General features: G+C 65.1%; 25 protein-coding genes. 11 read left to right on the top strand and 14 right to left on the bottom strand.

The genetic code is table 11. The annotated features are described in order from the left end of the window. Nucleotides 1–44: 44 nt before the first annotated feature. The 5 genes from V6B15_RS01895 to V6B15_RS01875 all read right to left on the bottom strand — a co-directional run bounded on the left by V6B15_RS01895 (nucleotide 45) and on the right by V6B15_RS01875 (nucleotide 5,268). Nucleotides 45–1,607 (bottom strand): carboxylesterase/lipase family protein, encoded by a 1,563-nt coding sequence (locus V6B15_RS01895; RefSeq protein ID WP_334199816.1) that lies wholly within the window; start codon nucleotides 1,605–1,607, stop codon nucleotides 45–47. Continuing rightward, nucleotides 1,594–2,619 carry a sugar kinase gene (locus tag V6B15_RS01890; RefSeq protein ID WP_334199815.1) on the bottom strand — a complete coding sequence of 342 codons (1,026 nt, stop codon included), beginning with the start codon at nucleotides 2,617–2,619 and terminating at the stop codon, nucleotides 1,594–1,596. Before V6B15_RS01890 ends, V6B15_RS01895 begins: the two co-directional genes overlap by 14 nt. Continuing rightward, a complete protein-coding gene (kduD, locus tag V6B15_RS01885; RefSeq protein ID WP_334199814.1) occupies nucleotides 2,616–3,389 on the bottom strand; it encodes a 2-dehydro-3-deoxy-D-gluconate 5-dehydrogenase KduD in 774 nt (257 codons plus the stop codon). The genes V6B15_RS01890 and kduD overlap by 4 nt, the downstream gene beginning before the upstream one ends. Nucleotides 3,390–3,491: 102 nt before the next feature. Continuing rightward, nucleotides 3,492–4,124, bottom strand: a complete 633-nt coding sequence (locus V6B15_RS01880) for an RpiB/LacA/LacB family sugar-phosphate isomerase (RefSeq protein WP_334199813.1) — start codon at nucleotides 4,122–4,124, stop codon at nucleotides 3,492–3,494. Nucleotides 4,125–4,242: 118 nt separating this feature from the next. Further along, the gene (locus tag V6B15_RS01875) at nucleotides 4,243–5,268 is read right to left on the bottom strand and encodes a LacI family DNA-binding transcriptional regulator (RefSeq protein WP_334199812.1); all 1,026 of its coding nucleotides are present in this window, start codon (nucleotides 5,266–5,268) and stop codon (nucleotides 4,243–4,245) included. A gap of 164 nt (nucleotides 5,269–5,432) precedes the next feature. On the opposite strand from V6B15_RS01875, the gene V6B15_RS01870 reads away from it, so the two are divergent. After that, entirely contained in the window at nucleotides 5,433–6,224 is a 792-nt protein-coding gene (locus V6B15_RS01870; RefSeq protein ID WP_334199811.1) for a 2-keto-4-pentenoate hydratase, read from the top strand. 40 nt (nucleotides 6,225–6,264) lie between these two features. Here V6B15_RS01870 and V6B15_RS01865 read toward each other — a convergent pair whose 3' ends face one another. The 9 genes from V6B15_RS01865 to V6B15_RS01825 all read right to left on the bottom strand — a co-directional run bounded on the left by V6B15_RS01865 (nucleotide 6,265) and on the right by V6B15_RS01825 (nucleotide 13,467). Continuing rightward, nucleotides 6,265–6,594, bottom strand: coding sequence for a PepSY domain-containing protein (locus V6B15_RS01865; RefSeq protein WP_334199810.1), 330 nt, complete (start codon nucleotides 6,592–6,594; stop codon nucleotides 6,265–6,267). Beyond that, nucleotides 6,591–7,175 (bottom strand): ferric reductase-like transmembrane domain-containing protein, encoded by a 585-nt coding sequence (locus V6B15_RS01860; protein WP_334199809.1) that lies wholly within the window; start codon nucleotides 7,173–7,175, stop codon nucleotides 6,591–6,593. The genes V6B15_RS01865 and V6B15_RS01860 overlap by 4 nt, the downstream gene beginning before the upstream one ends. Beyond that, entirely contained in the window at nucleotides 7,172–7,855 is a 684-nt protein-coding gene (locus V6B15_RS01855; RefSeq protein WP_334199808.1) for a Fe2+-dependent dioxygenase, read from the bottom strand. Before V6B15_RS01855 ends, V6B15_RS01860 begins: the two co-directional genes overlap by 4 nt. Before the next feature lie 60 nt (nucleotides 7,856–7,915). Continuing rightward, complete coding sequence (locus tag V6B15_RS01850; RefSeq protein ID WP_334199807.1) at nucleotides 7,916–10,285, bottom strand: TonB-dependent receptor; 2,370 nt, start codon at nucleotides 10,283–10,285, stop codon at nucleotides 7,916–7,918. Between the two features lie 19 nt (nucleotides 10,286–10,304). Next, nucleotides 10,305–11,054 (bottom strand): energy transducer TonB, encoded by a 750-nt coding sequence (locus tag V6B15_RS01845; protein ID WP_334199806.1) that lies wholly within the window; start codon nucleotides 11,052–11,054, stop codon nucleotides 10,305–10,307. After that, nucleotides 11,051–11,479, bottom strand: coding sequence for a TonB system transport protein ExbD (exbD, locus tag V6B15_RS01840; RefSeq protein WP_320181756.1), 429 nt, complete (start codon nucleotides 11,477–11,479; stop codon nucleotides 11,051–11,053). The genes V6B15_RS01845 and exbD overlap by 4 nt, the downstream gene beginning before the upstream one ends. Nucleotide 11,480: 1 nt before the next feature. Continuing rightward, entirely contained in the window at nucleotides 11,481–12,194 is a 714-nt protein-coding gene (exbB, locus tag V6B15_RS01835) for a tonB-system energizer ExbB (protein WP_334199805.1), read from the bottom strand. Nucleotides 12,195–12,460: 266 nt separating this feature from the next. Further along, nucleotides 12,461–12,799 (bottom strand): ArsR/SmtB family transcription factor, encoded by a 339-nt coding sequence (locus V6B15_RS01830; protein ID WP_334199804.1) that lies wholly within the window; start codon nucleotides 12,797–12,799, stop codon nucleotides 12,461–12,463. Further along, entirely contained in the window at nucleotides 12,796–13,467 is a 672-nt protein-coding gene (locus V6B15_RS01825) for a peroxiredoxin (RefSeq protein ID WP_334199803.1), read from the bottom strand. Before V6B15_RS01825 ends, V6B15_RS01830 begins: the two co-directional genes overlap by 4 nt. 74 nt (nucleotides 13,468–13,541) lie before the next feature. On the opposite strand from V6B15_RS01825, the gene V6B15_RS01820 reads away from it, so the two are divergent. From V6B15_RS01820 to V6B15_RS01775, 10 genes are read left to right on the top strand one after another with little or no spacing between them, the layout of a single operon-like run. Then, nucleotides 13,542–14,471: an MBL fold metallo-hydrolase gene (locus V6B15_RS01820; RefSeq protein WP_334199802.1), complete on the top strand. Its 930-nt coding sequence runs from the start codon at nucleotides 13,542–13,544 to the stop codon at nucleotides 14,469–14,471. Further along, a complete protein-coding gene (locus V6B15_RS01815) occupies nucleotides 14,468–14,917 on the top strand; it encodes a YeeE/YedE family protein (protein ID WP_334199801.1) in 450 nt (149 codons plus the stop codon). Before V6B15_RS01820 ends, V6B15_RS01815 begins: the two co-directional genes overlap by 4 nt. Continuing rightward, entirely contained in the window at nucleotides 14,914–15,336 is a 423-nt protein-coding gene (locus V6B15_RS01810; protein ID WP_334199800.1) for a DUF6691 family protein, read from the top strand. Before V6B15_RS01815 ends, V6B15_RS01810 begins: the two co-directional genes overlap by 4 nt. Further along, entirely contained in the window at nucleotides 15,333–15,746 is a 414-nt protein-coding gene (locus tag V6B15_RS01805) for a TIGR01244 family sulfur transferase (protein WP_334199799.1), read from the top strand. Before V6B15_RS01810 ends, V6B15_RS01805 begins: the two co-directional genes overlap by 4 nt. 28 nt (nucleotides 15,747–15,774) lie before the next feature. Beyond that, nucleotides 15,775–17,007 carry an NAD(P)/FAD-dependent oxidoreductase gene (locus V6B15_RS01800; protein WP_334199798.1) on the top strand — a complete coding sequence of 411 codons (1,233 nt, stop codon included), beginning with the start codon at nucleotides 15,775–15,777 and terminating at the stop codon, nucleotides 17,005–17,007. Next, nucleotides 16,971–18,830, top strand: a complete 1,860-nt coding sequence (locus tag V6B15_RS01795; RefSeq protein WP_334199797.1) for a SulP family inorganic anion transporter — start codon at nucleotides 16,971–16,973, stop codon at nucleotides 18,828–18,830. The genes V6B15_RS01800 and V6B15_RS01795 overlap by 37 nt, the downstream gene beginning before the upstream one ends. Then, the gene (locus V6B15_RS01790; RefSeq protein ID WP_334199796.1) at nucleotides 18,830–18,991 is read left to right on the top strand and encodes a transposase; all 162 of its coding nucleotides are present in this window, start codon (nucleotides 18,830–18,832) and stop codon (nucleotides 18,989–18,991) included. The genes V6B15_RS01795 and V6B15_RS01790 overlap by 1 nt, the downstream gene beginning before the upstream one ends. 58 nt (nucleotides 18,992–19,049) lie before the next feature. Then, nucleotides 19,050–20,504 carry a cytochrome ubiquinol oxidase subunit I gene (locus tag V6B15_RS01785; RefSeq protein ID WP_334199795.1) on the top strand — a complete coding sequence of 485 codons (1,455 nt, stop codon included), beginning with the start codon at nucleotides 19,050–19,052 and terminating at the stop codon, nucleotides 20,502–20,504. Continuing rightward, entirely contained in the window at nucleotides 20,494–21,501 is a 1,008-nt protein-coding gene (cydB, locus tag V6B15_RS01780) for a cytochrome d ubiquinol oxidase subunit II (protein ID WP_334199794.1), read from the top strand. Before V6B15_RS01785 ends, cydB begins: the two co-directional genes overlap by 11 nt. After that, nucleotides 21,501–21,623, top strand: a complete 123-nt coding sequence (locus V6B15_RS01775) for a DUF2474 domain-containing protein (RefSeq protein ID WP_334201309.1) — start codon at nucleotides 21,501–21,503, stop codon at nucleotides 21,621–21,623. The genes cydB and V6B15_RS01775 overlap by 1 nt, the downstream gene beginning before the upstream one ends. The last annotated feature ends 12 nt before the right edge of the window (nucleotides 21,624–21,635 follow it).

Below are 21,635 nucleotides of genomic sequence, written 5' to 3'. Positions count from 1 at the left end.
CGCCTGCCGCTGTCACGGAACACCGCATCAGGTCTGACCGAGTTTCAACTGCCCGGCTGGATATAGGGCCCCCGCGCCCACAGCTCGCGCTCCCACCCGCGCGGGTCGTTCCGGGTCGCGATGCTCTCTTCGCCAATCACCAACGTCTCGCGTTCGGCAAGCGTATAGGGAGCCCATGATGGAAGCCCCGGCCGGCCCGTATGCGCCATGCCCGCAAAGGCAGTTATCATCGCATCGCTGACCGTGCGGGCGCGTGGCCCGGTTCCCGAATAGCTGCCCGGTGCAGCGAGCGTCCCGAAGACATAGGGCAGATCGTCGGTATGCGCCGCACCGCGCGTGGGATCGATCGGACTGGGCCGGTCGAGCTGGTAGACCCAGGTGGCCTGCGCCCCTGCGCGGGCGCGCGCATCGGCCTCGATCACCTGCCCGGGCCAGCTGCGTCCGGCGGTGGTCGCGGCATAGAATACTTGCTCGGCCGACCACTGCGGAAACTGCGCGCGATATTGCGCGACTACCCAATCCGCGGGCAAATCGATGCGGATCTGCGGGGCCAGCCGCTCGGCGATATTCTGCCAGTCGAGACCTTGCACGACGGGCCCGTCGCTGCGGATAAAGGCCCGCGTCTCGTGCCGCGTGTTGCCGAGGATCATCGGGATGTGCCGCGATTGCGGCGCGGCATCGGGCCAGAACGGATGGCGGTGCAGATGCAGCATATCCAGCGTCGGGCCGAAATAGAGGCTGCCCCCGAGCACTGGGTCGGTCGCCTCCAAGCCTTCGAGCAAGCGCTCATACGGGAGGGTAAGCAGGGCAGCGCCGCCGTCTTCCGCCAGTCCGAGATGGTCGAGCAGGGCGCGCGTCCGCCGCCAGCCATTGCCGGGTCCCTGCGCGGTGACCTGCTGGCCGCTCATCGTCGCAGCCGTGTGGAACAGTCCATCGGCCGCAGGCATCGCCATCAGCGTCGCGATCTTGGCGCCGCCGCCAGACTGGCCGAAGACCATCACGCGGTTCGCGTCCCCGCCGAAGGCCCCGATATGCTCGCGAATCCATTCGAGCGCGCAGATCAGGTCGAGCTGGCCCGCATTGCCGCTGTGGCGGAAGCGCTCACCGAGCGGTGCCAGCCAGCCATAGCCGAACAGGTTGAGCCGGTGATTGACCGTGACGACCACCACATCGCCTTGTCCGGCAAGCTTCGCCCCATGCGTCAGCGGATCGGTGACCGAGCCCCAATTGTAGGCCCCGCCATGAAAATAGACCATCACCGGGCGGCGCGCGGAAGGATGGGCATCCGGCGTCCAGATGTTGAGGAACAGGCAGTCCTCGCTCATCGCCGGGGTCATCGGATTACGCTGGGGGCACAGCGGACCGAACTGCGTCGCGGGCGTGGCCGCGGTAGGAACAGGCTCGCGCACAGGCCGGTCGAACCGCGCCGCGCGGGCATAGCGGATGCCGAGAAATGCCGGCACCCCGCGATCGATCATGCCGCGATAGGCCAGAGCCCGGGGATCGCCCCTGCTCCCTGCCGCCACAGCCGGGGCCGCAAGCAAAGCGCCCCCTGCGAGGCCCCCGCGCAGAGCCGCGCGGCGGGTCATGCCGTCAGCGGCTGACATCGGCTCCTGCCGGAAGGAAGCTCTCCAGTTCGTCTCGCGTGACCGCTATCGTGTCGCCCGGAATACCGTGCTTCATCACCGCCAGCGACAGCCCCGTCTTGGCCATCTCCTGTGCGGACCCATTTTCCAGCCAGCGCAGCAACACGCCCGCGGCGAAGGCATCACCGGTGCCGATACGGTCGACCACCGGGGCGATCCGGACCTCGTCGGTCTGCCAATGGCTTTCGCGCAGGTCGACCCGGGCGGCGAGGCCATGCGTGGTCGAGCTTTCGATATGGCGCGCGGTCGAGGCGATCGCCGCCAGATCGGGGAAGCGCGCGAAGGCGGCTTCGGCGGCTTCGCGCCGGCGATCCGGCCCGTCGCCCGAGAAGCTCTTGCCGAGCAGTAACGAGATATCGCGGTGGTTGCCGATCAGGATGGTGGCCGCTTCGACCAGTTCGGTCAGGATCGCCTGCGGATCGCAATCCCAGGCATCCCATAAACTGGCGCGGTAATTGCCATCGAAGCAGATCGGCACGCCTGCCGCAGACGCGGTGGCAACGGCCTTCTTCGCCAGCGCCACCCCGTTGAGGCCCAGCGCAGGCGTGATGCCCGAAAGATGCAGCAGCCGCGCGCCCTCGAGCGCCGCGGCAAAGTCGAAATCTTCCGGCTGCGCCATGGCGAAGGCGCTTCCCGCCCGGTCGTAGGTCACCCGCCCCCCGATCGGACCGCTGGGCGGTTCGAACAGATACAGGCCCATCCGGCCCGCTGCGCGGCGCACCAAGCGCCGATCCACACCCGCTTCGCCCAGCGCGGCGAGCGCGCGGAGCCCGAGCGGATTGTCCGGCACACTGCTGAGCATCGCAGCAGGCTGGCCAAGGCTGGCGAGCGCTATGGCGACATTGGCTTCGGCCCCGCCGATTGCGAGCGCGAGGCTGTGCGCGCGTGCCAGCGGCGTCCCCGCCTCGGGCGACAGGCGCGCCAGCAGCTCGCCGAAACAGACCACGTGGCCCGATTTCGGCGACGCGGTCATCGCGCCAACCATCCGCCATCAACCGCGAGGATATGCCCCTGGACATAATCCGCCGCGCGGCTGGCAAGGAAGACCGCCGCGCCGCCGATATCGGCCGGGTCGCCCCAACGCTGCTCGGGGATGCGCTCGAGGATCTGGCGATTGCGCGTTTCGTCCGCCTGGAGCGCAGCGGTGTTGTTGGTCGCGATATAGCCCGGCGCGATCGCGTTGACGTTGATGCCGCGCGGCGCCCATTCATTGGCCATCAGCTTGGTCAGGCCCCCGACACCGGATTTGCTGGCGGTGTAGCTCGGCACGCGAATACCGCCCTGGAAGGTCAGCATCGAGGCGATGTTGACGATCTTGCCGCGCTCGCCATCCTGCGATGCCCAGCCGGTCATGTGGCGCGCGGCCGCCTGGCACAGGAAGAACAGCGTCTTCAGATTGGTGTCCATCACGGCGTCCCAATCCTCTTCCGAGAAGTCGAGCGCATCCTCGCGGCGGATAATCCCGGCGTTGTTGACGAGGATATCGAGACGCCCGAGTTTGGCGACGATCGTGTCGACCACGTCGGCGACCGGTTCGATCGAGGACAGGTCGGCGGAAACGAGTTCGCAGCGGCGGCTCAGCGCGCGGACCTTTTCGGCGGTCTCGTCGGCGGGGCTGCGGCCTACCGCAGCAATATCGGCCCCGGCCTGTGCCAGCGCGATGGCGATGCCCTGCCCGATACCCGTATTGGCACCCGTGACGAGCGCGGTGCGCCCCGTCAGGTCGAAGGGGGTGGTGGCCATGGTATTCACTCTCCCAGTGTGGTGCGGTGGGGATCGCGCCGCGACGACGCGATCCCCTACCCCCGGTGCCGGTTCATGCCGGTCATGCGATTCCCGAAGGGGTCAAAGATTGCGCAGATAGTCGCTGATCGCGTCATCCTGCGAATTGGCGTAGAAATATTCTGCGAAGCGTTCGCCCGCAATCGCGGCGCGCAGCAGGTCCTTATCGACATTCTTCAGCACGGTCAGCATGTCATGCGTGCTGGCAGCCTTGAGGTCGGCGAGGAAGCCGCGGTTCTTGCGCATCAGTTCGGCCCGCTCGCGCGGATAGCCCGCACCCGCTTCGTTTTCGAACAGCTTGCGATAGCAATCCTGCAGGTTGAGCTCGGCGGCCCAGCCGAAACCCTTGGCATAGGGCATCGCGATCGCATTGCCGGCATTGATCTGGTTGAACAGGAAGGCATCGGTCGGGTCGATCACGAGGCCACAGAACACGCCGGGCATCGCATTGCAGGCGAGCATCGACCCCATGCCCGTGCCGCAGCCGGTCACGACGAAATCGGCGGCCTTGGAATTGAGCAGGATGCCCGCCAGCACACCGTTCATCACATAGGTCAGCGATGCGCTGTCTTCGGCGGTGTACATGCCGTAATTGAACACTTCGTGGCCGAACGGTTCGGCAGCGGTGTTGAGGGCATCGTAGATAAGGCCGTTCTTGGCGGCCTGGCTGTTCTCGGTGATGAGAGCGATCTTCATGGGTTCTCCCTGCCCGCTGGGGGCGCTGGTGCGAATTCAGGCGGTTCCGAGTCGAATAAGGAAACCGGTGTCAAAGCGACTTCTATCCGCAAAGTGGGGGCCATTTCAACCATCCCGATCAGATTTTCTTGGCGGGCGACGCGACCGAATTGCGGGTCACCAGCCGCGCGGGGAAGTTCGATGGCTGCGCCTCTGCCGTATCGGGGGCAACCAGCTTGAGCGCGGCCGCCTTGGCCATCTCGCGGATCGGCCAACCGACGGTGGTCATCGGCGGCCAGATATGCGCCGCAATCGGGGAATCGTCGAACCCGACGAGCGACAGGTCGGTGGGGACATCGACGCCCCGTTCGCGTGCAGCATGATAGGCGCCCGCAGCCATTTCGTCATTGCTGGCGAAGATCGCGGTAACGTGGGGGTTCTCGCTCAGCAGCTGGTGGGCCGCCTCGACGCCTGAATTGAACCGGTAATTGCCCTGCACCAGTGCTTCGCTGGGCATGTCGAGCCCATGCCGCTTCATCGCGGCGAGGAAACCTTCGCGTCGTTCGAAGGCCGACCGGAACCCCGCCGGCCCCTCGATCAGGCCGATCCGCTCGTGGCCCAGTTCGACGAGATAATCGACCACGGCCTCGACCATCTCGCGGTCGTTCGACTGGACCAGATGCTCGGCCTCGTCGAGCGCAGCCGAGCCCATGCGGACATAGCCGCAGCCCATTTCGCGGCACAGCGCGGCCAGTTCGTCATTCTCGGAAATCGGCGGCAGGATCAGCACGCCATACAACCGCTGCAGCTCGAGGAAATTGCGGATGTCGTCGAGCATGGCCGGCGAATGACGATCGACCGGGCGCACCACGAGCGCGAATTCGGTATCGCGGATCGCGTCGAGCACCCCTTCCTGGAAGTTGAGCACGGTCTGCGCATTGGGGTTGTCGTGCAGCAGGCCAAGCAGGAAATTGCGCCGCAGCGCCAGTGCGCGGGCCTGCGGGTTCGGCGTATAGCCGAGTTCGGCGATAACCTTCTCGACCTTCTCGCGGGTGGCTTGCTTGAGCAGCGGGGATCGATTGATCACCCGGCTCACCGTCTTCTTAGAGACGCCTGCAATCCGCGCCACGTCGTTGATCGTAGGTGCCGGACCGGACTTTGCCATGTGTCTCAACCTTTTGCTGCCTGCCATCGCTCATAGCCCGCCCACGAGGAAATGGGAGGGCAGAGCCGCCCGCTATCCGCAAGCGTGTGGTAAATACGTTTTGACACCGGTTTCCTTTTTCGTCAAAGTCGCGCTGAAAATGGGATATTTCGAGAGGGGCCCCCATGAATTCCGCAGCTGGCGAGATTGCAAACGCCTTTGTAAATGCCCGCCGCAACTGGAAAGTCCTGAGCGAGTATCCCGGGGTCCGACCGACCGACCTTGCGCAGGCCTATGCCGTGCAGGATCATGCCATCAGCATCTGGGATCGCCCGATCGGCGGCTGGAAAGTGGGCAAGATCAACCCGCCCGCGAGCGACGACCTGGGGGCTGACCGGTTGATCGGTCCGGCCTTTGCCGATGCTATCCGGCAGGAAACGGCGGACGTGGCCGAATTCCCGATTTTCAGCGGCGGTTTTGCCGCGATAGAAGCGGAGTTCATGTTGCGGCTGGCCCCTCGCGAAGGCCCCCTGCCCGATGACCGCGAACAGGCGATGGACTGGGTCGATGAGGTCCGCATCGGCCTCGAAGTGGCCTCGTCCCCCTATGCCGCGATCAATGTCGACGGGCCCTGCGTGACCGTATCGGACCATGGCAACAATGCCGGATTGCTGATCGGCCGGGCAGTCGCTCGCGCCGACTGGTCGCGGCTCGACGATATCACTGTGACACTCGACATCGATGGCGAGGAACAGGGCCGCGCGACAACTGCGACCATGCTCGACGGACCGTTTGGAGCGGTCTCCTTCCTGCTCCGCAATCTGGCGGAACGCGGCATCGAGCCGCAGGCGGGTTGGTGGGTTTCAAGCGGCGCCATAACCGGCGTCCACGAAATTGCCGCCGGCCAGCATGCGGTCGCCCGCTTCGAAGGTCTTGGCGAAGTCACCGCGCGCGTGGTGTCTGGCGACACTGCCTAACCCGCCCCCTCATGCGCGAGGAGCGACACCCAATCGAACGCTAGCCGGTGAAGCCCTCGGCGCGGTAGATTTCCTGGCCGCGTCGGAACACCACCAGCTTTTTCAGCGTCACCGGGTGGAAAAAGGCTTCGACCGACTGGCCTTCCTTGGTCCGGGCGTAGACTTCGTAGCAATCGCCCTCGACCTGCATTTTCAGCAGCTTCCATTCCTCCAGCCAGACCTTCTTCTTCAGCTTGGAGATCTTCTGCCAGCCATCCTTGGGGCCAGCCTTGCAGATGATGTCGCCATCGGCCTGCGCGGGGACGGCCAGGCCGACAGCCGCGACGGCTGCAAGAAGGGTCGAAGCCTTGAGGATTCGGCGAAAACTCATGCGATACTCCTGGTAGTGATTGTCCTGCGGCGCATGGCCATGCGCAATGTCCATGCCATTAATAATGGTGCGAGGTGAACGAGCGCTGGCCCCCATGCCCAATCGAGCAGCAGCCAGTGGATCAGCGCCAGCAGGAAAGCGGGATAGACGAGCCGCTGCAGCTGTTTCCAGCGCCGCCCAAGCCGGCGCATCGCGGTATCGAAGCTGATCGCAGCGGGCACCAGCAACAGCGCAAAGGCCAGCCAGCCGGTCCAGATGCCGGGAATGGCCAGCTCGCTCACCATCGCCGACAGCAATTGCATGTCGAGCACGTAGAAAACGAGATGCAGCAGAGCATAGAGGAACGCGGCCACGCCCAGATTGCGGCGGATCGCCAGCCAGCCACGCAGGAAGCGGTTGGGCCCTAGTGCATCGGTCAGCGGACCAGGGAGCAGCGCAAGGATCATCAGCCGGACCGACATCTCGCCGCTGGGGTGGTAGAGGTCCATCGCCAGCGCCTCGCCGCTGGCGATGCGCTGGAGCATCAGCGCCGCCGGGATGGCGAGGACGAGCCACAGCAGCGCGCGGCGCCAGCCGATCACGGCTGCGCCCAGCGCCGCAGCAGATTGTGATAGACGTGGATCAGCCGGTTGATCTCGGGATCGTCCTGCGGGCGATCGGGCGTCAGCGCGCGGATCGACTGGTCGAGATCGTAGAGCAGCGCGCGCGCCGGCGTATCGGCCACCGCGCTCTGGATCCAGCTGATCGCGCAGATCCGCTGCCCGCGGGTTACGGGGGCAACCTGGTGCAGGCTGGATGAGGGGTAGAGGACCATGTCGCCCGCGGCGAGCTTGACCGCCTGCGCACCAAACTGCTCCTCGACGATCAGTTCGCCGCCGTCGTAGCTGCCGGGATCGGACAGGAACAGCGTCGCCGAAAGATCGCTGCGGATGGTCAAATCGGCTTCGGGCAGGCGCATCAGCGCGGCATCCGAATGCGTGCCGTAATGCCCGCCGTCCTGGTAGAGATTGAACACCGGCGGCCAGATCTTCTCGGCCAGCGAGGCCGAGACGAATTCGGGATGCCGGCCCAGTTCGCGCAGGATCGCAGTACCAAGCTCCTGCGCGAGCGCGTCCTGCCGCGGCAATTGCAGGTTCTGCTTGACCGCGATCGACCGCGTGCCCGCGGTGCTGCCGCCGTCCTGCCAGTCGGCTTCGGCCAGCCGGTCGCGGAAGCGGCGCACCGTTTCATCGTCCAGCAGGTTTTCGATGATCGTCAGCATGGCAGGGGTTCTTGTCGTCGAAGATGGAAGGGCGCGAGCTGAAGCCCGCGCCCTGCCGTATCAGAACTTCCCGGTGAGCGTGAGCGTCGCCCGGCGTTCGTCACCCTTGTAGAGGAAGTGACCCGAACGATAGCCGGCGAGGTAGTAATCCTCGTCGGTGACATTGGTCACGTTCACCCGCGCGCCGAAATTCTGGTTGAAGTCGAAGCTGACGAAAGCATCGAAGGTCCAGTAGTCGGGGACGCGATAGGTGTAGATCCCCAGCGTGTCGTTGAAGCTTGCCGCATCGTCGGGCTGGCCGGTGTAGAGCGCGCCCTTGTAGGTCGCGGTCCCGCCGAAGGCGAGCGCCTCGGTCGCCTGGTAGCGGAGCTGCCCGCTGAACTGCGTATTGGCGAAATTGCTCAGACGGCGACCGATCTTGTCGGGATCGTTCGAACCGGTGATTTCCGATTCCATCACGGTCAGTGCCGCCTGTGCGAGCAGCTTCGGCGTGATATTGCCCACCAGGCCGAATTCGACACCGCGGACGCGGTTCTCGCCGGTGTTGAGCGAACCGCCGGCGCTGTAGTCGTCGCCTGCGGATTCGAACACGTCGCCCTTGGTGATCTGGAACGCCGCTGCGGTCAGCATGAAGCGGTCGTCGAACAGATCGGCCTTGACGCCCAGTTCGAAGCTTTCGCTGCTTTCGGGGCGGCCATCGCCGATGCCGGTGCCCTCGTCGACGCAGATGCCGCCATAGCCGCAATTGGCGCCGAGGTCGGATTCGCCGCCATTGATGTTCTTGGCCGAACCGTAGTTGAAGTAGACATAGACCTCTTCCATCGGCTTGACGCCGACGCCGGCGTGGCCGTTCCACAGCGTATCGCTGTAGGTAAAGGGCGTAACGGTGCCGCGGCTGTCGACCACATTGCTGTAGCTGAAGGCGTCCATGCGAATACCGCCATGGACCGACAGCCAGTCAGTGAAGTCGATCGTGTCCATCGCGTAAACCGACAGCGTTTCGACCTGCCAGTCACTGTCGACATCGCTGCGGGCGATGTCGCGCTGCAGCAGATTGTGAATTTCGCTCTCGCCGAACAGCACATTGCGGTTTTCGTCGGTGATGCAATAGCTCGGGTTGAGGCTACCACCACGACCGGCAGTGACGCAATTGGTCGCGCCATTCTCGGTCAGATCGTAGGTGCCGTTGGCGACCTGCAGGTTCGAATATTCGGTACCGACAATCAGATTATGCACCAGGCTTCCGGTCGCGAATTCGCCGATCACATTGAACTGGTTGACGAAATACTCGACTTCCTGATTGCCCTGATGGGTGCTCAGCGTGACCGGGGCGAAGGTGTCGGTGTCCGTATCATAGGAGCCGCCGCGCAGCCCGGTGAGAACATAACCGTTGCTGGTTTCGCCATAGCGGGTCGAGTTGACGATCTGGAAGCCGTCGAACGGCGTGATGTAGATCCGCCCGGTTACGGTGTCGACGTCCGATTCGAGGAAATCGCCGGTCTGCGTGTAATTGGGCACCTCATCCCACGGCTGGTATACTGTTGCATCGCTCGGACCGGTCCCCGTCGGGCCCGGAACATAACCGCCCAGATCGGGCGTATCGTTCGCGGTCAGGTGGTAATAATCGAGCACCAGTTCGAAGGTGTCGCTCGGCTTGAACGCCGCCGACACGGCTGCACCGTAGCGCTCGCGGTCGGAGAAGTTGCGGTTGGGCACTTCATCATAGCCGTAGAGCAGGTTGGCGCGCACCGCGATCGTGTCGGTCAGCGGCACATTGGCGTCGAGCGTGACGCGGTAATAGTCGTCGGTGCCGATGCCGGCATCGACGCGCGTGAACTGGTAATCGGTGCTGGCCTTCTTGGTGATCGAATTGACCGCGCCGCCGGTCGAGCCGCGACCCGCGAAGCTCGAGCTCGGCCCCTTGGTGATCTCGATCTGGTCGACCGCGAAGGTTTCGCGCGTGGTCATGCCCGGATCGCGCAGACCGTCGACGAAGACGTCGCTGCGCGCTTCATGGCCGCGGATGATGTAACGGTCGCCGAAGGCGTTGCCGTTCTCGCCCGTGCCCACGGTCACGCCGGGGACATTGTCGAGCACGTCGCGCAGATCGGTCGCGCCCTGCTCCTCGAGCTGCTGCTCGGTCAGAACCTGGATCGTCTGCGGGGTTTCCGACAATGGCTTCACGCGGCGCAAATCGCCCGAGGTGCGCGCCTTGTAGGGCACGCCCGGCTGCGCATTCGGATTGACGTCGGCGGTGGCGTCTTCGATCTGCAGCGTGTCGAGGACGACTTCGTCTTCGTCATTGGCATCCTGCGCCTTGGCGTTGCCGGCGATCAGCGCTGCCGACAGGCCGATGGCCGCCACTGCAGTGCTCCGTCCGGCACCGCGCAGGCTGATCGGGCGGATCACGCCCTGGTTACGATCCCTCATGGAAAAACCTTTCTAATCATCATCTTGTGCGTAGTGAATAGTCGATGGGAAGCGAGATCGTGACGCTGTCTTTGGTCATCGATCGCGGAAATTTGGGCAGCGGCGCAACGCGCTGCATCAGGTCGAGCGTGGCCTGGTCGAGCAGATCGTGCCCGCTGGACGTGCGGATCGAGCTGGCGCTGATCCGGCCATCGGCGAGCACGGTGAAGCGCACCGTCACCACGCCCTGCTGGCGCGCCTTCTTGGCCTCGCTCGGATAGCGTTTCTTGCGATTGAGATGCGCGCTCAGCAGCGCATAGTAATCGGCCTCTTCGCGCTTGGCCTTCGGATCGTCGCCCGCGGTGGCAGCGGTTCCGGTGCCGCTGCCTTCGGGAGCGACCGCCAGCGCATTGCGCGCGGGCCGGACGGAAGTGGTCGGCTGCGGCGCGGGCGCGACACTGCGGCGCGAGGGCAAGGGCGGTGGTGGTGGCGGCGTCGCAATGAACTCGCGCGGCAGCGGCGCCCGCACTTGCGGTGCCTCGATCCGTGGCTGGAAGGTCTGCGGCGGGACATAGTCGGGCTGGAGCGCATCGACCGGCTGCTCGTTCAGCGCAGCGGGCGCCGGGGCGGCCTGCGGGGGCAGTTCGAGCAGGACGACCGGGTCTTCGACGATAGGCTTGGGCGGCGTGGTGCCGATCAGGAGCAGACCCGCGACCACGGCTGCGTGCCCGGCGAAGGCAATGCCGCCGCCCAGCATCCAGTTGGCACGTCCTGCCCCTGCCAGCATCATGGCGCCGCGGCCCCGGTCTCGGCACCGACCAGCGCCACATGGACATAGCCCGCGGCGCGCAGCGCGTTCATCGCCTGCATGATCTCGTCATAGGTGATCGCCTTATCGGCGCGCAGGAAAACCCGCTCTTCGCGGTCGCCCGCGGTCGCTTCGGTGATCGCTGCACCCAGCGCCGCCAGCCGCACCTCGTCTTCATTGACGAGGATCGACCCGTCGGCCTGCAGCGACAGATAGACCGGCGCTTCGGGCTTGGGTGCGGATTGCGCGTTGGACACCGGCAGATCGACCTTCACATCGACTGTCGCCAGCGGCGCGGCGACCATGAAGATGATCAGCAGCACCAGCATCACGTCGATGAACGGCGTGACGTTGATCTCATGCGCGACCGCCAGGTCTTCGCTGTCCGAGGCGAGCCGGAGCGCCATCTCAGGCCTTGCCCTCCGGCAGCGTGCCCCGGCTGAGATCGCGCGAGACCACGCGTAGCAGCGCGGCCGCACTATCGGCCACAACGGCGCGGTGCGCCGCGATGGCGCGTGCGAAATGGTTGTAGATCACCACCGCCGGAATGGCAGCAACGAGCCCGAGCGCGGTGGCCAGCAGCGCTTCGGCAATACCCGGCGCGACCACTGCGAGATTGGTGGTCTGCTGTTCGGCAATACCGATGAAGCTGTTCATGATGCCCCAGACGGTGCCGAACAGGCCGACAAAGGGCGCGGTCGCCCCGATCGTGCCGAGAATGGTGACACCCTGCGTCATCTTGCGCGCAACCTTCGCCTCGTGCCGGTCGAGCCGCGAGACGAGCCGTTCCTTCAAGCCTTCGCGATCGTCGAGCGAGCCCGCCGATTGCGCGATTTCTTCGCGTGCCTGCATGACGATCGGATGATCGGCAAAGGCAGGGTCGAGCTGCGCCAGCGATTGCGTGGCGGCGAGCTTGTCGCGGAACTGCTCCGCGCTTTCGCGCTGCCGCGCGAGTTCGAGATGCTTGGCGACCAGCACGGTCCAAGTGACCAGCGAGGCGAGCACCAGCCCGATCATCACCAGCTTCACCACCCAGTCGGCCTGCGCGAACATGCCCCAGACGCTGAGGTCGGTCGGCAGACTGGGCGCGGCCGCATGCGCGCCGACGGGAAACGCCGTCAATGCCAGGACGGCTGCAAAAAATCGATGTCGAGACACTTGTATGGGGGCCCTCGTGATTCGTTCGAAGGTCCGCCTAGTGCGATGAGAATACTATTGCAAGTCATTCGCATTTGCAGGCCGTCGGCCCGGATTTGCGGGTGGTATTGTTGCAACGATCGCGCGTTGAAGGTCAGCGCGAGCTGCACCCTTGCCCGCAATGATCGGCGCCACGCGTAGCCCCCAGGCGCTTCGGAAAGCGTCGCGTCCGTGCCTTGAGAATGACCCGGTCAGGTGAGGCGCGCGAAATTGGCGACGCCCGGGGCCGGGCTGCGGGTCGGCCGCGTGGGGGCCATGTCCACCCCGGCCAGGCCGCCGAGAGCAGCCGACACTGCCGCGACCCGCTGTTCCTCTATGCGGTAGAAGACCAGCTTGGCGTCCTTGCGCGTCGTCACCAGCCCGGCATTGCGCAGGACGGCGAGCTGCTGCGACAGCGTGGGCTGGCCGATGTCCGCCGCCTCGTCGATCTCGCCGACATTGCGTTCGGTCCCGGCGAGCGTCTGCAGGATGCGCAGCCGCACCGGATGCGCGACCGCCTTGAGCGCATCGACCAGTTCGTCCCCGGTCATGTGCGCTTGCCCCGGCCCACTCCCTGCAGGAACCAGTCGGTGTGATCCTTCGCCGCGAACACATCGTCGAGCTTGGCGCTCGGCTGGCGCAGCAGCTTCTGTCCCGGCTCCCAATTGGCCGGGGCGAGCACCGGATCCTTGTCGACCGCCTGCAGCGCATCGAGCGTACGCAGCATTTCGGATGTCGAGCGTCCGACATTGGCGGGATAACAGGTCATCGCGCGGATCACGCCGTGCGGATCGATGAAGAAGGTCGTGCGCACCGTGGCGCTGTCATTGTCGTCCGGTGCAACCATGCCATAGGCGCGCCCGATGACGAGCGTGGGATCCTCGATGATCGGGAAGCGCACTTCGACATCGAAGCGGTCGCGGATCATCCGCAGCCAGGCGAAATGCGAGAACAGGCTGTCGACCGACAGCGCCATGAGGTCGCATTCGCGCTGCGCGAACTGGTCGGCAGCCTTGGCCAGCGCCACGAACTCGGTCGTGCAGACCGGGGTGAAGTCGGCCGGGTGCGAGAACAGGACCAGCCAGCGCCCGCGATAATCCGACAGCCGCATGTCGCCTGTAGTACTCCGGGCGGAAAAATCGGGTGCAATATCGCCGATCCGGAGGCCGGCACCGGGGGCGATATGCTCGCCGCTGTCTTTCGAGGCATTGTGGGTCATGCCGACTGCATACCACTTGACATCGGAAACGCAATACATATAAATAGTTTATGTAATCGAATGGAGTGAGAATCATGAATAACGATCAATCTCTACAATCGGCCTCCCAGCAAATTGCCCGCGCCCAGGACAACAAGGGGCTGCGCCCGTCGATCGCCGGGTTCTTCGACGAAGCAACCAATACGGTGTCCTATGTAGTGCACGACCCCAAGACCAGCGAGGCCGCGATCATCGATTCGGTCCTCGATTTCGAAGCCGCGTCGGGGCGGACCTCGAATGGCTCCGCCGATCGGATTGTCGAATACGTCACTTCCAATAATCTGAAAGTGAGCTGGCTGATCGAGACCCATGCGCATGCCGATCACATTTCGGCGGCGCCCTATCTGCAGACCAAGCTCGGCGGCAAGCTCGCCATCGGACGCGAGATCATTCGCGTGCAGGAAGTGTTCGGCAAGCTGTTCAATGCCGGGACCGATTTCGAGCGTGACGGGTCGCAGTTCGACAAGCTGTTCGACGATGGCGAAACCTTCAGCCTCGGCGAGCTGGAAGGTATCGCGCTTCACGTTCCCGGCCACACGCCCGCGGACATGGCCTTCATCATCGGTGACGCGGCCTTTGTCGGCGATACGATCTTCATGCCCGACTTCGGCACCGCCCGGGCGGATTTCCCCGGCGGGGACGCCCACCAGCTGTTCCGCTCGATCCGCCGCCTCCTCTCGCTGCCCGACGACACGCGGCTGTTCCTGTGCCACGACTACAAGGCCCCGGGCCGCGACGAATACGCCTGGGAAACCACGGTCAAGCAGCAGCGCGAGGAGAACGTCCACGTCAAGGACGGCGTCACCGAAGACGATTTTGTCACCATGCGCACCACCCGCGACAAGGGCTTGGACATGCCCAAGCTGATCATGCCGTCGGTGCAGGTGAACATTCGCGGCGGGCGCCTGCCCGAACCCGAGGATAATGGCGTGAGCTACATCAAGATCCCGGTGAACGCGGTATGACGCTCCCCGGATTTCCCGATGCCGCGCCGCTCGCCGGACTGGCGGGCGGCGCGCTCATCGGCCTTGCCGCAGCGCTGATGCTGCTCGGGCTTGGCCGTATCGCCGGCGTTTCCGGGCTAGCCGCGAAGGCGGTCGGCCTGGGCGGTAGCGGGATTCCCCGCAGCGCCGCATGGATGTTCGTGATCGGCCTGCCGCTCGGCGCGCTGATCGTGTCGCTCGTCAGCGGTGGGATCGAGGCCCGCTTCGCCAGTCCGCTGGTACTGGTGGTCGCAGGCGTGCTGGTCGGGATCGGAACCCGCCTCGGCAGCGGCTGCACCAGCGGGCACGGGGTTTGCGGGGTCAGCCGCCTGTCGGGCCGCTCGATCGTGGCCACCGCGACTTTCATGGCGGCGGGCATTGCCACGGTCGCGGTGATGAACGCGATGGGACTGGAGGTATTGCAATGAGCCGGATCACTATCCCGAGCCTGATCTCAGGCACGCTGTTTGGCGCCGGACTGGCGCTGGGCGGGATGACCAATCCCGCGCGTGTGCGCGGATTTCTCGACATCTTCGGCGCCTGGGACCCGACGCTCGCCTTCGTCATGGGCGGCGCGGTCATCGTCATGGCGATTGCCTGGCGTTTCGTGCCGCGCATGGCAGCGCCGCTGCTCGACGAGCATTTCCACCTGCCGACCCGATCCGACCTCACCCCGCGCCTGATCGGCGGGGCGGCGCTGTTCGGCATCGGCTGGGGCGTGGCCGGGCTGTGCCCCGGACCGGGCATCGCCGCACTCGTGATCGAACCCGCGTCGGCGGCGATCTTCGTCGCGGCCATGTTTGCGGGTATGGCCCTCGTGCGTTTGTTCGAAGGAGCAGGCGCATGAGAATTACCGAAGTCACCGAGCGGTTCGCAGTCGCCCCGCAAGTGCAGGCTGCCGACATGCAGGACGCTGCCGATGCGGGCTATCGCACCGTCATCTGCAATCGCCCCGATGGGGAGGAAGATGGCCAGCCCACCGTGGCCGAGCTGCGCGATGCCGCGCATAGCGCAGGCATTGCCTTCCATCATATCCCCGTTTCGGGCGGCGCCTTTCCCGCGGAGGCGATCGCGGCCTTTGCCAAGGTCCGCCGGGAAGCGGAAGGCAAGGTGCTGGCCTATTGCCGTACCGGCACACGCTCGATCACGCTCGATACGCTTGCCAATGTCGAGCAGCTGAGCGCCGATGCGCGCATCGAACGGGCGCGGCAGGCAGGCTACGACCTGTCCCCCCTGCGCCCGCGGCTCGGCGCCTAACCCAAATCATTTCTCGGAGAGGATCGGCATGGCACAGGCACTTACCCACGAGGTGGTCATTATCGGCGGCGGATCGGCGGGCATCGCTACCGCATCCTCAATGCTGCGGCGCCGTCCCGGTCTGGATATCGCGATCGTCGAACCGGCCCAAGACCATTACTATCAGCCCGGCTGGACGATGGTCGGCGCGGGCGTGTTCGATGCGCCCGTAACCCGCCGCCCGATGGCCAGCGTCATGCCCCGGCGAGCCCACTGGATCCGCGAGGCCGCGGCCAGCTTCCAGCCCGAGCATAACCAGGTAACGCTCGCCGACGGCAGCACGATTACCTACCGAATCCTGATTGTCGCCCCCGGTATCCGCCTGGCGTGGGAGAAGATTGCCGGGTTGGAAGATACGCTGGGCAAAAACGGCGTGACCTCGAACTATCGCTACGATCTCGCCCACTACACCTGGGAGCTGGTGCAGGGCCTCAAGTCCGGGCGGGCGATCTTCAGCCAGCCGCCCATGCCGATCAAATGCGCCGGCGCGCCGCAAAAGGCGATGTACCTGTCCTGCGATGCATGGGCCGATGGCCATGTGCTCGACAATATCGATGTCGAGTTCCGCAATGCGGGCGGCGTGCTTTTCGGGGTCAAGGAATACCTCCCCGCGCTGATGGAATATGTCGAGAAATACGGCATCGATCTCAAGCTCAACCAGACACTCGTCGCGGTCGACGGACCGGCAAAGACCGCCACGTTCAAGACCGCAGCGGGCGAGGAAGTGGTCGCGTTCGACATGCTCCACGTCGTGCCCCCGCAGGTGGCGCCGCAATTCGTGGCCGACAGCCCGCTGGCGCATGCCGAAAGTGGGTTTGTCGATGTCGACAAGTTCACGCTGCGCCATGTGCGCCATCCCAATGTCTTCGGTCTTGGCGATGCCGGGTCGAGCCCTAATGCCAAGACCGCCGCGGCCGTTCGCAAGCAGGCGCCGATCGTCGCGGTCAACGCGCTGGCAGTGCTCGACGGCAAGCAGCCGGTCGCGGATTACGATGGCTATGGCTCGTGTCCGCTGACCGTCGAGCGCGGGAAGATCGTGCTTGCCGAGTTCGGTTATGACGGCAAGCTGCAGCCCAGCTTCCCCACCTGGCTGATCGACGGCACGCGTCCGCGGCGGCTGAGCTGGCTGCTGAAATCCGAAGCGCTGCCGTGGATCTACTGGAACGGCATGCTCAAGGGCCATGAATGGATGGTCAAACCGCAGGTCAAGACCGCCGCGTGATGGACAGGCCGGAATCCGACCCAGACGTGGTGCAGGCAAGCGCCCCCGGACAGGGCCAGCGCGCAGGAGCGCTGGCGCAGTATTTCCCCATCCTCGAATGGGGCCGGTCGTATAATGGCGCGATCCTGACCAAGGACATGGTGGCGGCCATCGTCGTCACCATCATGCTGATCCCGCAAAGCCTCGCCTATGCACTGCTGGCCGGCCTGCCGCCGGTGGTCGGGCTCTACGCCTCGATCCTGCCGCTGGTCGCCTATGCGATTTTCGGCACCAGCCGCACTCTGGCGGTCGGCCCGGTTGCGGTGGTGTCGCTGATGACCGCAAGCGCGGCGGGTGCGGTCGCCGCGCAGGGAACTGCGCTTTATCTCGAAGCGGCGATTACGCTGGCGGCCTTGTCGGGCGTGATGCTGGCTGTGCTCGGCCTGCTACGCATGGGCTTCCTCGCCAACCTGTTGTCGCACCCGGTGATCAGCGGGTTCATTACCGCCAGTGGTATCCTCATCGCGACCAGCCAGCTCAAGCATATCCTCGGCGTCAGCGCGGGCGGCGATACCTGGCCCGCGATGCTTGGCGGACTGGCGTCGGCTTTCGACCAGATCAATCCGTGGACGCTCGCGATCGGCGTGCCCGCGACGCTGTTCCTGTTCTGGGTCCGCAAGGGGCTGAAGCCCTTGCTGATGCGGATGGGCCTGAAACTCCAGACCGCCGATATCGTGGCCAAGGCCGGGCCGGTAGCCGCGGTGGCGGTCACCATCCTTGCAGCAATTGCATTCGATCTGGGTGATCGCGGCGTGAACCTGGTCGGGGCGATCCCGCAGGGTCTGCCTCCCTTCGCCCTTCCCTCCACCGATCCCGACCTGATTGCGCAGCTATGGGTGCCCGCGCTGCTGATCTCGGTCATCGGTTTCGTCGAGAGCGTGTCGGTCGCGCAGACGCTGGCCGCCAAGCGCCGCCAGCGGATCGCGCCCAATCAGGAACTGATCGGCCTGGGCGCGTCGAACATCGCCAGCGCCTTTTCGGGCGGCTATCCGGTGACCGGCGGTTTCGCCCGCTCGGTGGTCAATTTCGATGCCGGTGCGGAAACGCCCGCCGCGGGCGCCTACACCGCGGTGGGTATCGCGCTGGCGGGGCTGTTCCTGACACCCCTGCTGTTCAGCCTGCCGATCGCGACCTTGGCCGCGACGATCATCGTCGCCGTGCTCAGCCTGGTCGACCTGAAAACCCCGGGCCAGCTGTGGCGCTATTCCAAGGCCGATTTCGCCGCGCATATGGTGACCATCGTCATCACCCTGCTTGCGGGCGTCGAACTGGGCGTGATCGCCGGGGTCGCGGTGGGACTGCTGCTCTATCTGTGGCGCGCCAGCCGCCCGCATGCCGCGATCGTCGGCCGCGTTCCCGAAACCGAGCATTTCCGCAATATCGACCGCCACGACGTGTTCACCGTGCCGCATGTCCTGTCGATCCGCATCGACGAGAGCCTGACCTATCTCAACGCGCGCTGGCTCGAGGAATATGTCCTCGAGGAAGTCGCCGACCGGCCGGCAGTGCGCCACGTGATCCTGATGTGCAGCGCAGTGAACGAAATCGATGCTTCGGGACTCGAAAGCCTCGAGGCGATCAATCACCGTATGGCCGATGCCGGGATCGGGCTGCATTTGTCCGAAGTAAAAGGTCCGGTCATGGACCGGCTGAATCGCACCCATTTCGTCGCCGATCTGAACGGCAAGGTGTTCCTGTCGCAGAACCGCGCCTTTCGCGAGCTCGCGGCCAATGGCGGCCCGCCCGACACGCCCACGCCCGACATGGCGCGGGGGATGATCTGATGGCGGTAATCCCCGACAAGGACGCGCGCTGCCGCCGGATCGAGACGCTGATCGCCGCGGGCAAGGGCGTGTGTGAGAGCTGCCGCGAGGTCGGTATCTCGGAAAAGACGTTCTACCGCTGGCGCACGGCGCGCCAATCCAATGCAACACCCATTGCGTAATTCGGGCGGGCCAAGCGGCCATCGCTCCGCTAAACGAGCTGTGAGATAGGGGAAAACCATGTTCGAAGGCGCCGACGCACTTCTACTCGCCCGGATCCAGTTCGCCTTTACAGTGAGCTTCCACTTTATCTTCCCAGCCTTTTCGATCGGCCTGGCGAGCTTCCTCGCGGTGCTCGAAGGGCTGTGGCTCAAGACCGGCAAGCAGATCTATCTCGACCTGTTCAAATACTGGCTCAAGATCTTCGCCATCGCCTTCGCCATGGGCGTCGTGTCGGGCATTGTGATGAGCTACCAGTTCGGCACCAATTGGTCGGTCTTCTCCGACATCGCCGGACCGGTGATCGGCCCGTTGATGGCCTATGAAGTCCTGACCGCCTTTTTCCTCGAGGCGGGGTTCCTCGGCGTCATGCTGTTCGGGATGAACAAGGTCGGCAAGAAGCTCCACTTCGCCGCCACGCTGATGGTCGCTGTCGGGACCTTTGTGTCGGCCTTCTGGATCCTGTCGGTCAACAGCTGGATGCAGACGCCGGTCGGCTTCGAACTGGGCGCCAACGGGCAATATCTGCCGGGCGACAGCTGGATCGAGATCATCTTCAACCCCAGCTTCCCCTATCGCCTCGTGCACACGGTGATCGCCGCCTATCTCACCACCGCCTTCGTGGTTGGCGGGGTCGGCGCATGGCACCTGCTGCGCGACCGCACCAATCTCCATGCGCGCAAGATGTTCTCGATGGCAATGTGGATGGCGGCGATCGTCGCGCCGATCCAGATTTTCGCCGGCGATCTGCACGGGCTCAACACGCTCGAGCACCAGCCGCAAAAGGTCATGGCGATGGAGGGGCACTACCAGAGCCATCCCGATGGCGCGCCGCTGATCCTGTTCGGCATTCCCGACAGCGAGGAAAAGCGGGTCAAATACGCCGTGGAGATCCCCAAGGCATCCTCGCTGATCCTCAAGCACGATCTCAATGCGCCGATGGCAGGGCTGGATACGATCCCCGATGACGAGGAACCGCCGGTCGGCATCGTGTTCTGGTCGTTCCGCATCATGGTCGCCATCGGCTTCGCCATGCTCGGGCTCGGGCTGTGGAGCCTGCTCGCACGCGTGCGCAGGAAGCTCTACGACTGGCCGCTGCTGCACCGCGCCGCGCTGATCATGGCGCCGAGTGGTTTCGTCGCGGTCATCGCCGGGTGGATCACCACCGAAGTCGGCCGCCAGCCCTATGTGATCTACAATCTGCTGCGTACGGCGGATGCGGCCAGCCCGCTCGACGCGCCCGCAGTCGGCGCCTCGCTGCTCGCCTTCGTGGTGGTCTATTTCGCCGTTTTCGGCGCGGGCGTGTGGTATATTCTCCACCTGATGCACAGTCCCCCGCATGTCGGCGAGAAGGGCGTCAAGCGCGGCGATACGGGGCCCATCCGTACCGCCGGCATTACCCCGGGGCCGTCGCAGAACCCGGGCGACCCCAGCACCCTGCCGCGCGATCACGAGGAGGCGACCGATGGCCGTTAATTTCGACCTTACCGTCATCTGGGCGTTCATCATCGCCTTTGCCGTGTTCGCCTATGTCGTGATGGACGGCTTCGACCTGGGCATCGGGATCCTCTTCCCGACCTTCGAAGTCGGGCCCGAACGCGACCGCGCGATGAACTCGATCGCCCCGGTCTGGGACGGTAACGAGACCTGGCTCGTGCTGGGCGGCGGCGGGCTTTTCGCGGCCTTCCCGCTGGCCTATGCAGTGATCCTGCCCGCCACCTATCCGCTGATCATCGCCATGCTGCTCGGCCTCGTCTTCCGCGGCGTGGCGTTCGAGTATCGCTGGCGCGATCCGGGCCATCGGCGGCTGTGGGACGCGGCCTTTACCGGCGGCAGCCTGGTCGCGGCGATGGCGCAGGGCATGACGCTGGGCGCGTTGCTGCAGGGCATCGAAGTGGTCGACCGCGCCTATGCGGGCAGCTGGTTCGACTGGCTGACGCCCTATACGCTGCTGACCGGGCTCGGCACGGTGGCGGGCTATGCGCTGCTGGGTGCGACCTGGCTGGTGTGGAAGCTCGACGGGGACAGCCAGCATCATGCCCGGCAGCTTGCCAAGCGCGCCGCCTGGGCCACGCTGGTGCTGATGGGCGGCGTCAGCCTCTATAACGTGTTCCTGAACCCCGAATACGCCGAGCGCTGGCTGACGGCGCCCGAGATATACCTCGCCGCGCCCGTGCCGATCCTGACCGGCATCATCGCGATCGCCCTGCTGCGTTCGCTGTCGGTCGAGCGCCACAGCAAGCCGTTCTGGCTCAGCCTGGCGCTCTTCTTCTTCGGCATGGCGGGACTCGGCTTCACCATGTGGCCCTACGTCGTGCCCCCCGGCGTCACCATCTGGGATGCCGCGGCACCCGAACGAAGCCAGATCTTCATGCTGGTCGGGGTGGCGATCACCATGCCGCTGATCATCGCCTATACCGCCTGGGCCTATTGGGTCTTCCGCGGCAAGGTGACCGACGAGGGCTATCATTGATGGGGGGGCCGGAGGAGCGACCGCTTTGGCAGCGCCTCGGCTGGATGGCAGTGATCTGGGCGGCGAGCATCGCCGTGCTGGGCACCGTCGCTTATATCATCCGGTTCTGGCTCAAGGCCTGACTCGGATTGTCA

The organism is Qipengyuania sp. Mu-71, from assembly GCF_036867055.1.
GTDB classification, from domain to species: Bacteria; Pseudomonadota; Alphaproteobacteria; order Sphingomonadales; family Sphingomonadaceae; genus Qipengyuania; species Qipengyuania profunda.
This window is presented reverse-complemented; position numbering and strand designations above follow the sequence as displayed.

What these genes read in the sequence shown, in the direction of transcription:
- V6B15_RS01815 (WP_334199801.1), top strand. Translation starts at nt 14,468, where the DNA reads ATGACGCTCCCCGGATTTCCCGATGCCGCGCCGCTCGCCGGACTGGCG.
- V6B15_RS01865 (WP_334199810.1), bottom strand. Translation starts at nt 6,594, where the DNA reads ATGAGTTTTCGCCGAATCCTCAAGGCTTCGACCCTTCTTGCAGCCGTC.
- V6B15_RS01805 (WP_334199799.1), top strand. Translation starts at nt 15,333, where the DNA reads ATGAGAATTACCGAAGTCACCGAGCGGTTCGCAGTCGCCCCGCAAGTG.
- V6B15_RS01880 (WP_334199813.1), bottom strand. Translation starts at nt 4,124, where the DNA reads ATGAAGATCGCTCTCATCACCGAGAACAGCCAGGCCGCCAAGAACGGC.
- V6B15_RS01800 (WP_334199798.1), top strand. Translation starts at nt 15,775, where the DNA reads ATGGCACAGGCACTTACCCACGAGGTGGTCATTATCGGCGGCGGATCG.
- V6B15_RS01830 (WP_334199804.1), bottom strand. Translation starts at nt 12,799, where the DNA reads ATGACCGGGGACGAACTGGTCGATGCGCTCAAGGCGGTCGCGCATCCG.
- V6B15_RS01850 (WP_334199807.1), bottom strand. Translation starts at nt 10,285, where the DNA reads ATGAGGGATCGTAACCAGGGCGTGATCCGCCCGATCAGCCTGCGCGGT.
- V6B15_RS01845 (WP_334199806.1), bottom strand. Translation starts at nt 11,054, where the DNA reads ATGATGCTGGCAGGGGCAGGACGTGCCAACTGGATGCTGGGCGGCGGC.
- V6B15_RS01890 (WP_334199815.1), bottom strand. Translation starts at nt 2,619, where the DNA reads ATGACCGCGTCGCCGAAATCGGGCCACGTGGTCTGTTTCGGCGAGCTG.
- V6B15_RS01895 (WP_334199816.1), bottom strand. Translation starts at nt 1,607, where the DNA reads ATGTCAGCCGCTGACGGCATGACCCGCCGCGCGGCTCTGCGCGGGGGC.
- V6B15_RS01810 (WP_334199800.1), top strand. Translation starts at nt 14,914, where the DNA reads ATGAGCCGGATCACTATCCCGAGCCTGATCTCAGGCACGCTGTTTGGC.
- V6B15_RS01825 (WP_334199803.1), bottom strand. Translation starts at nt 13,467, where the DNA reads ATGACCCACAATGCCTCGAAAGACAGCGGCGAGCATATCGCCCCCGGT.
- exbD (WP_320181756.1), bottom strand. Translation starts at nt 11,479, where the DNA reads ATGGCGCTCCGGCTCGCCTCGGACAGCGAAGACCTGGCGGTCGCGCAT.
- kduD (WP_334199814.1), bottom strand. Translation starts at nt 3,389, where the DNA reads ATGGCCACCACCCCCTTCGACCTGACGGGGCGCACCGCGCTCGTCACG.
- cydB (WP_334199794.1), top strand. Translation starts at nt 20,494, where the DNA reads ATGGCCGTTAATTTCGACCTTACCGTCATCTGGGCGTTCATCATCGCC.
- V6B15_RS01795 (WP_334199797.1), top strand. Translation starts at nt 16,971, where the DNA reads ATGGATGGTCAAACCGCAGGTCAAGACCGCCGCGTGATGGACAGGCCG.
- V6B15_RS01775 (WP_334201309.1), top strand. Translation starts at nt 21,501, where the DNA reads ATGGGGGGGCCGGAGGAGCGACCGCTTTGGCAGCGCCTCGGCTGGATG.
- V6B15_RS01855 (WP_334199808.1), bottom strand. Translation starts at nt 7,855, where the DNA reads ATGCTGACGATCATCGAAAACCTGCTGGACGATGAAACGGTGCGCCGC.
- V6B15_RS01820 (WP_334199802.1), top strand. Translation starts at nt 13,542, where the DNA reads ATGAATAACGATCAATCTCTACAATCGGCCTCCCAGCAAATTGCCCGC.
- V6B15_RS01870 (WP_334199811.1), top strand. Translation starts at nt 5,433, where the DNA reads ATGAATTCCGCAGCTGGCGAGATTGCAAACGCCTTTGTAAATGCCCGC.
- V6B15_RS01785 (WP_334199795.1), top strand. Translation starts at nt 19,050, where the DNA reads ATGTTCGAAGGCGCCGACGCACTTCTACTCGCCCGGATCCAGTTCGCC.
- V6B15_RS01790 (WP_334199796.1), top strand. Translation starts at nt 18,830, where the DNA reads ATGGCGGTAATCCCCGACAAGGACGCGCGCTGCCGCCGGATCGAGACG.
- V6B15_RS01875 (WP_334199812.1), bottom strand. Translation starts at nt 5,268, where the DNA reads ATGGCAAAGTCCGGTCCGGCACCTACGATCAACGACGTGGCGCGGATT.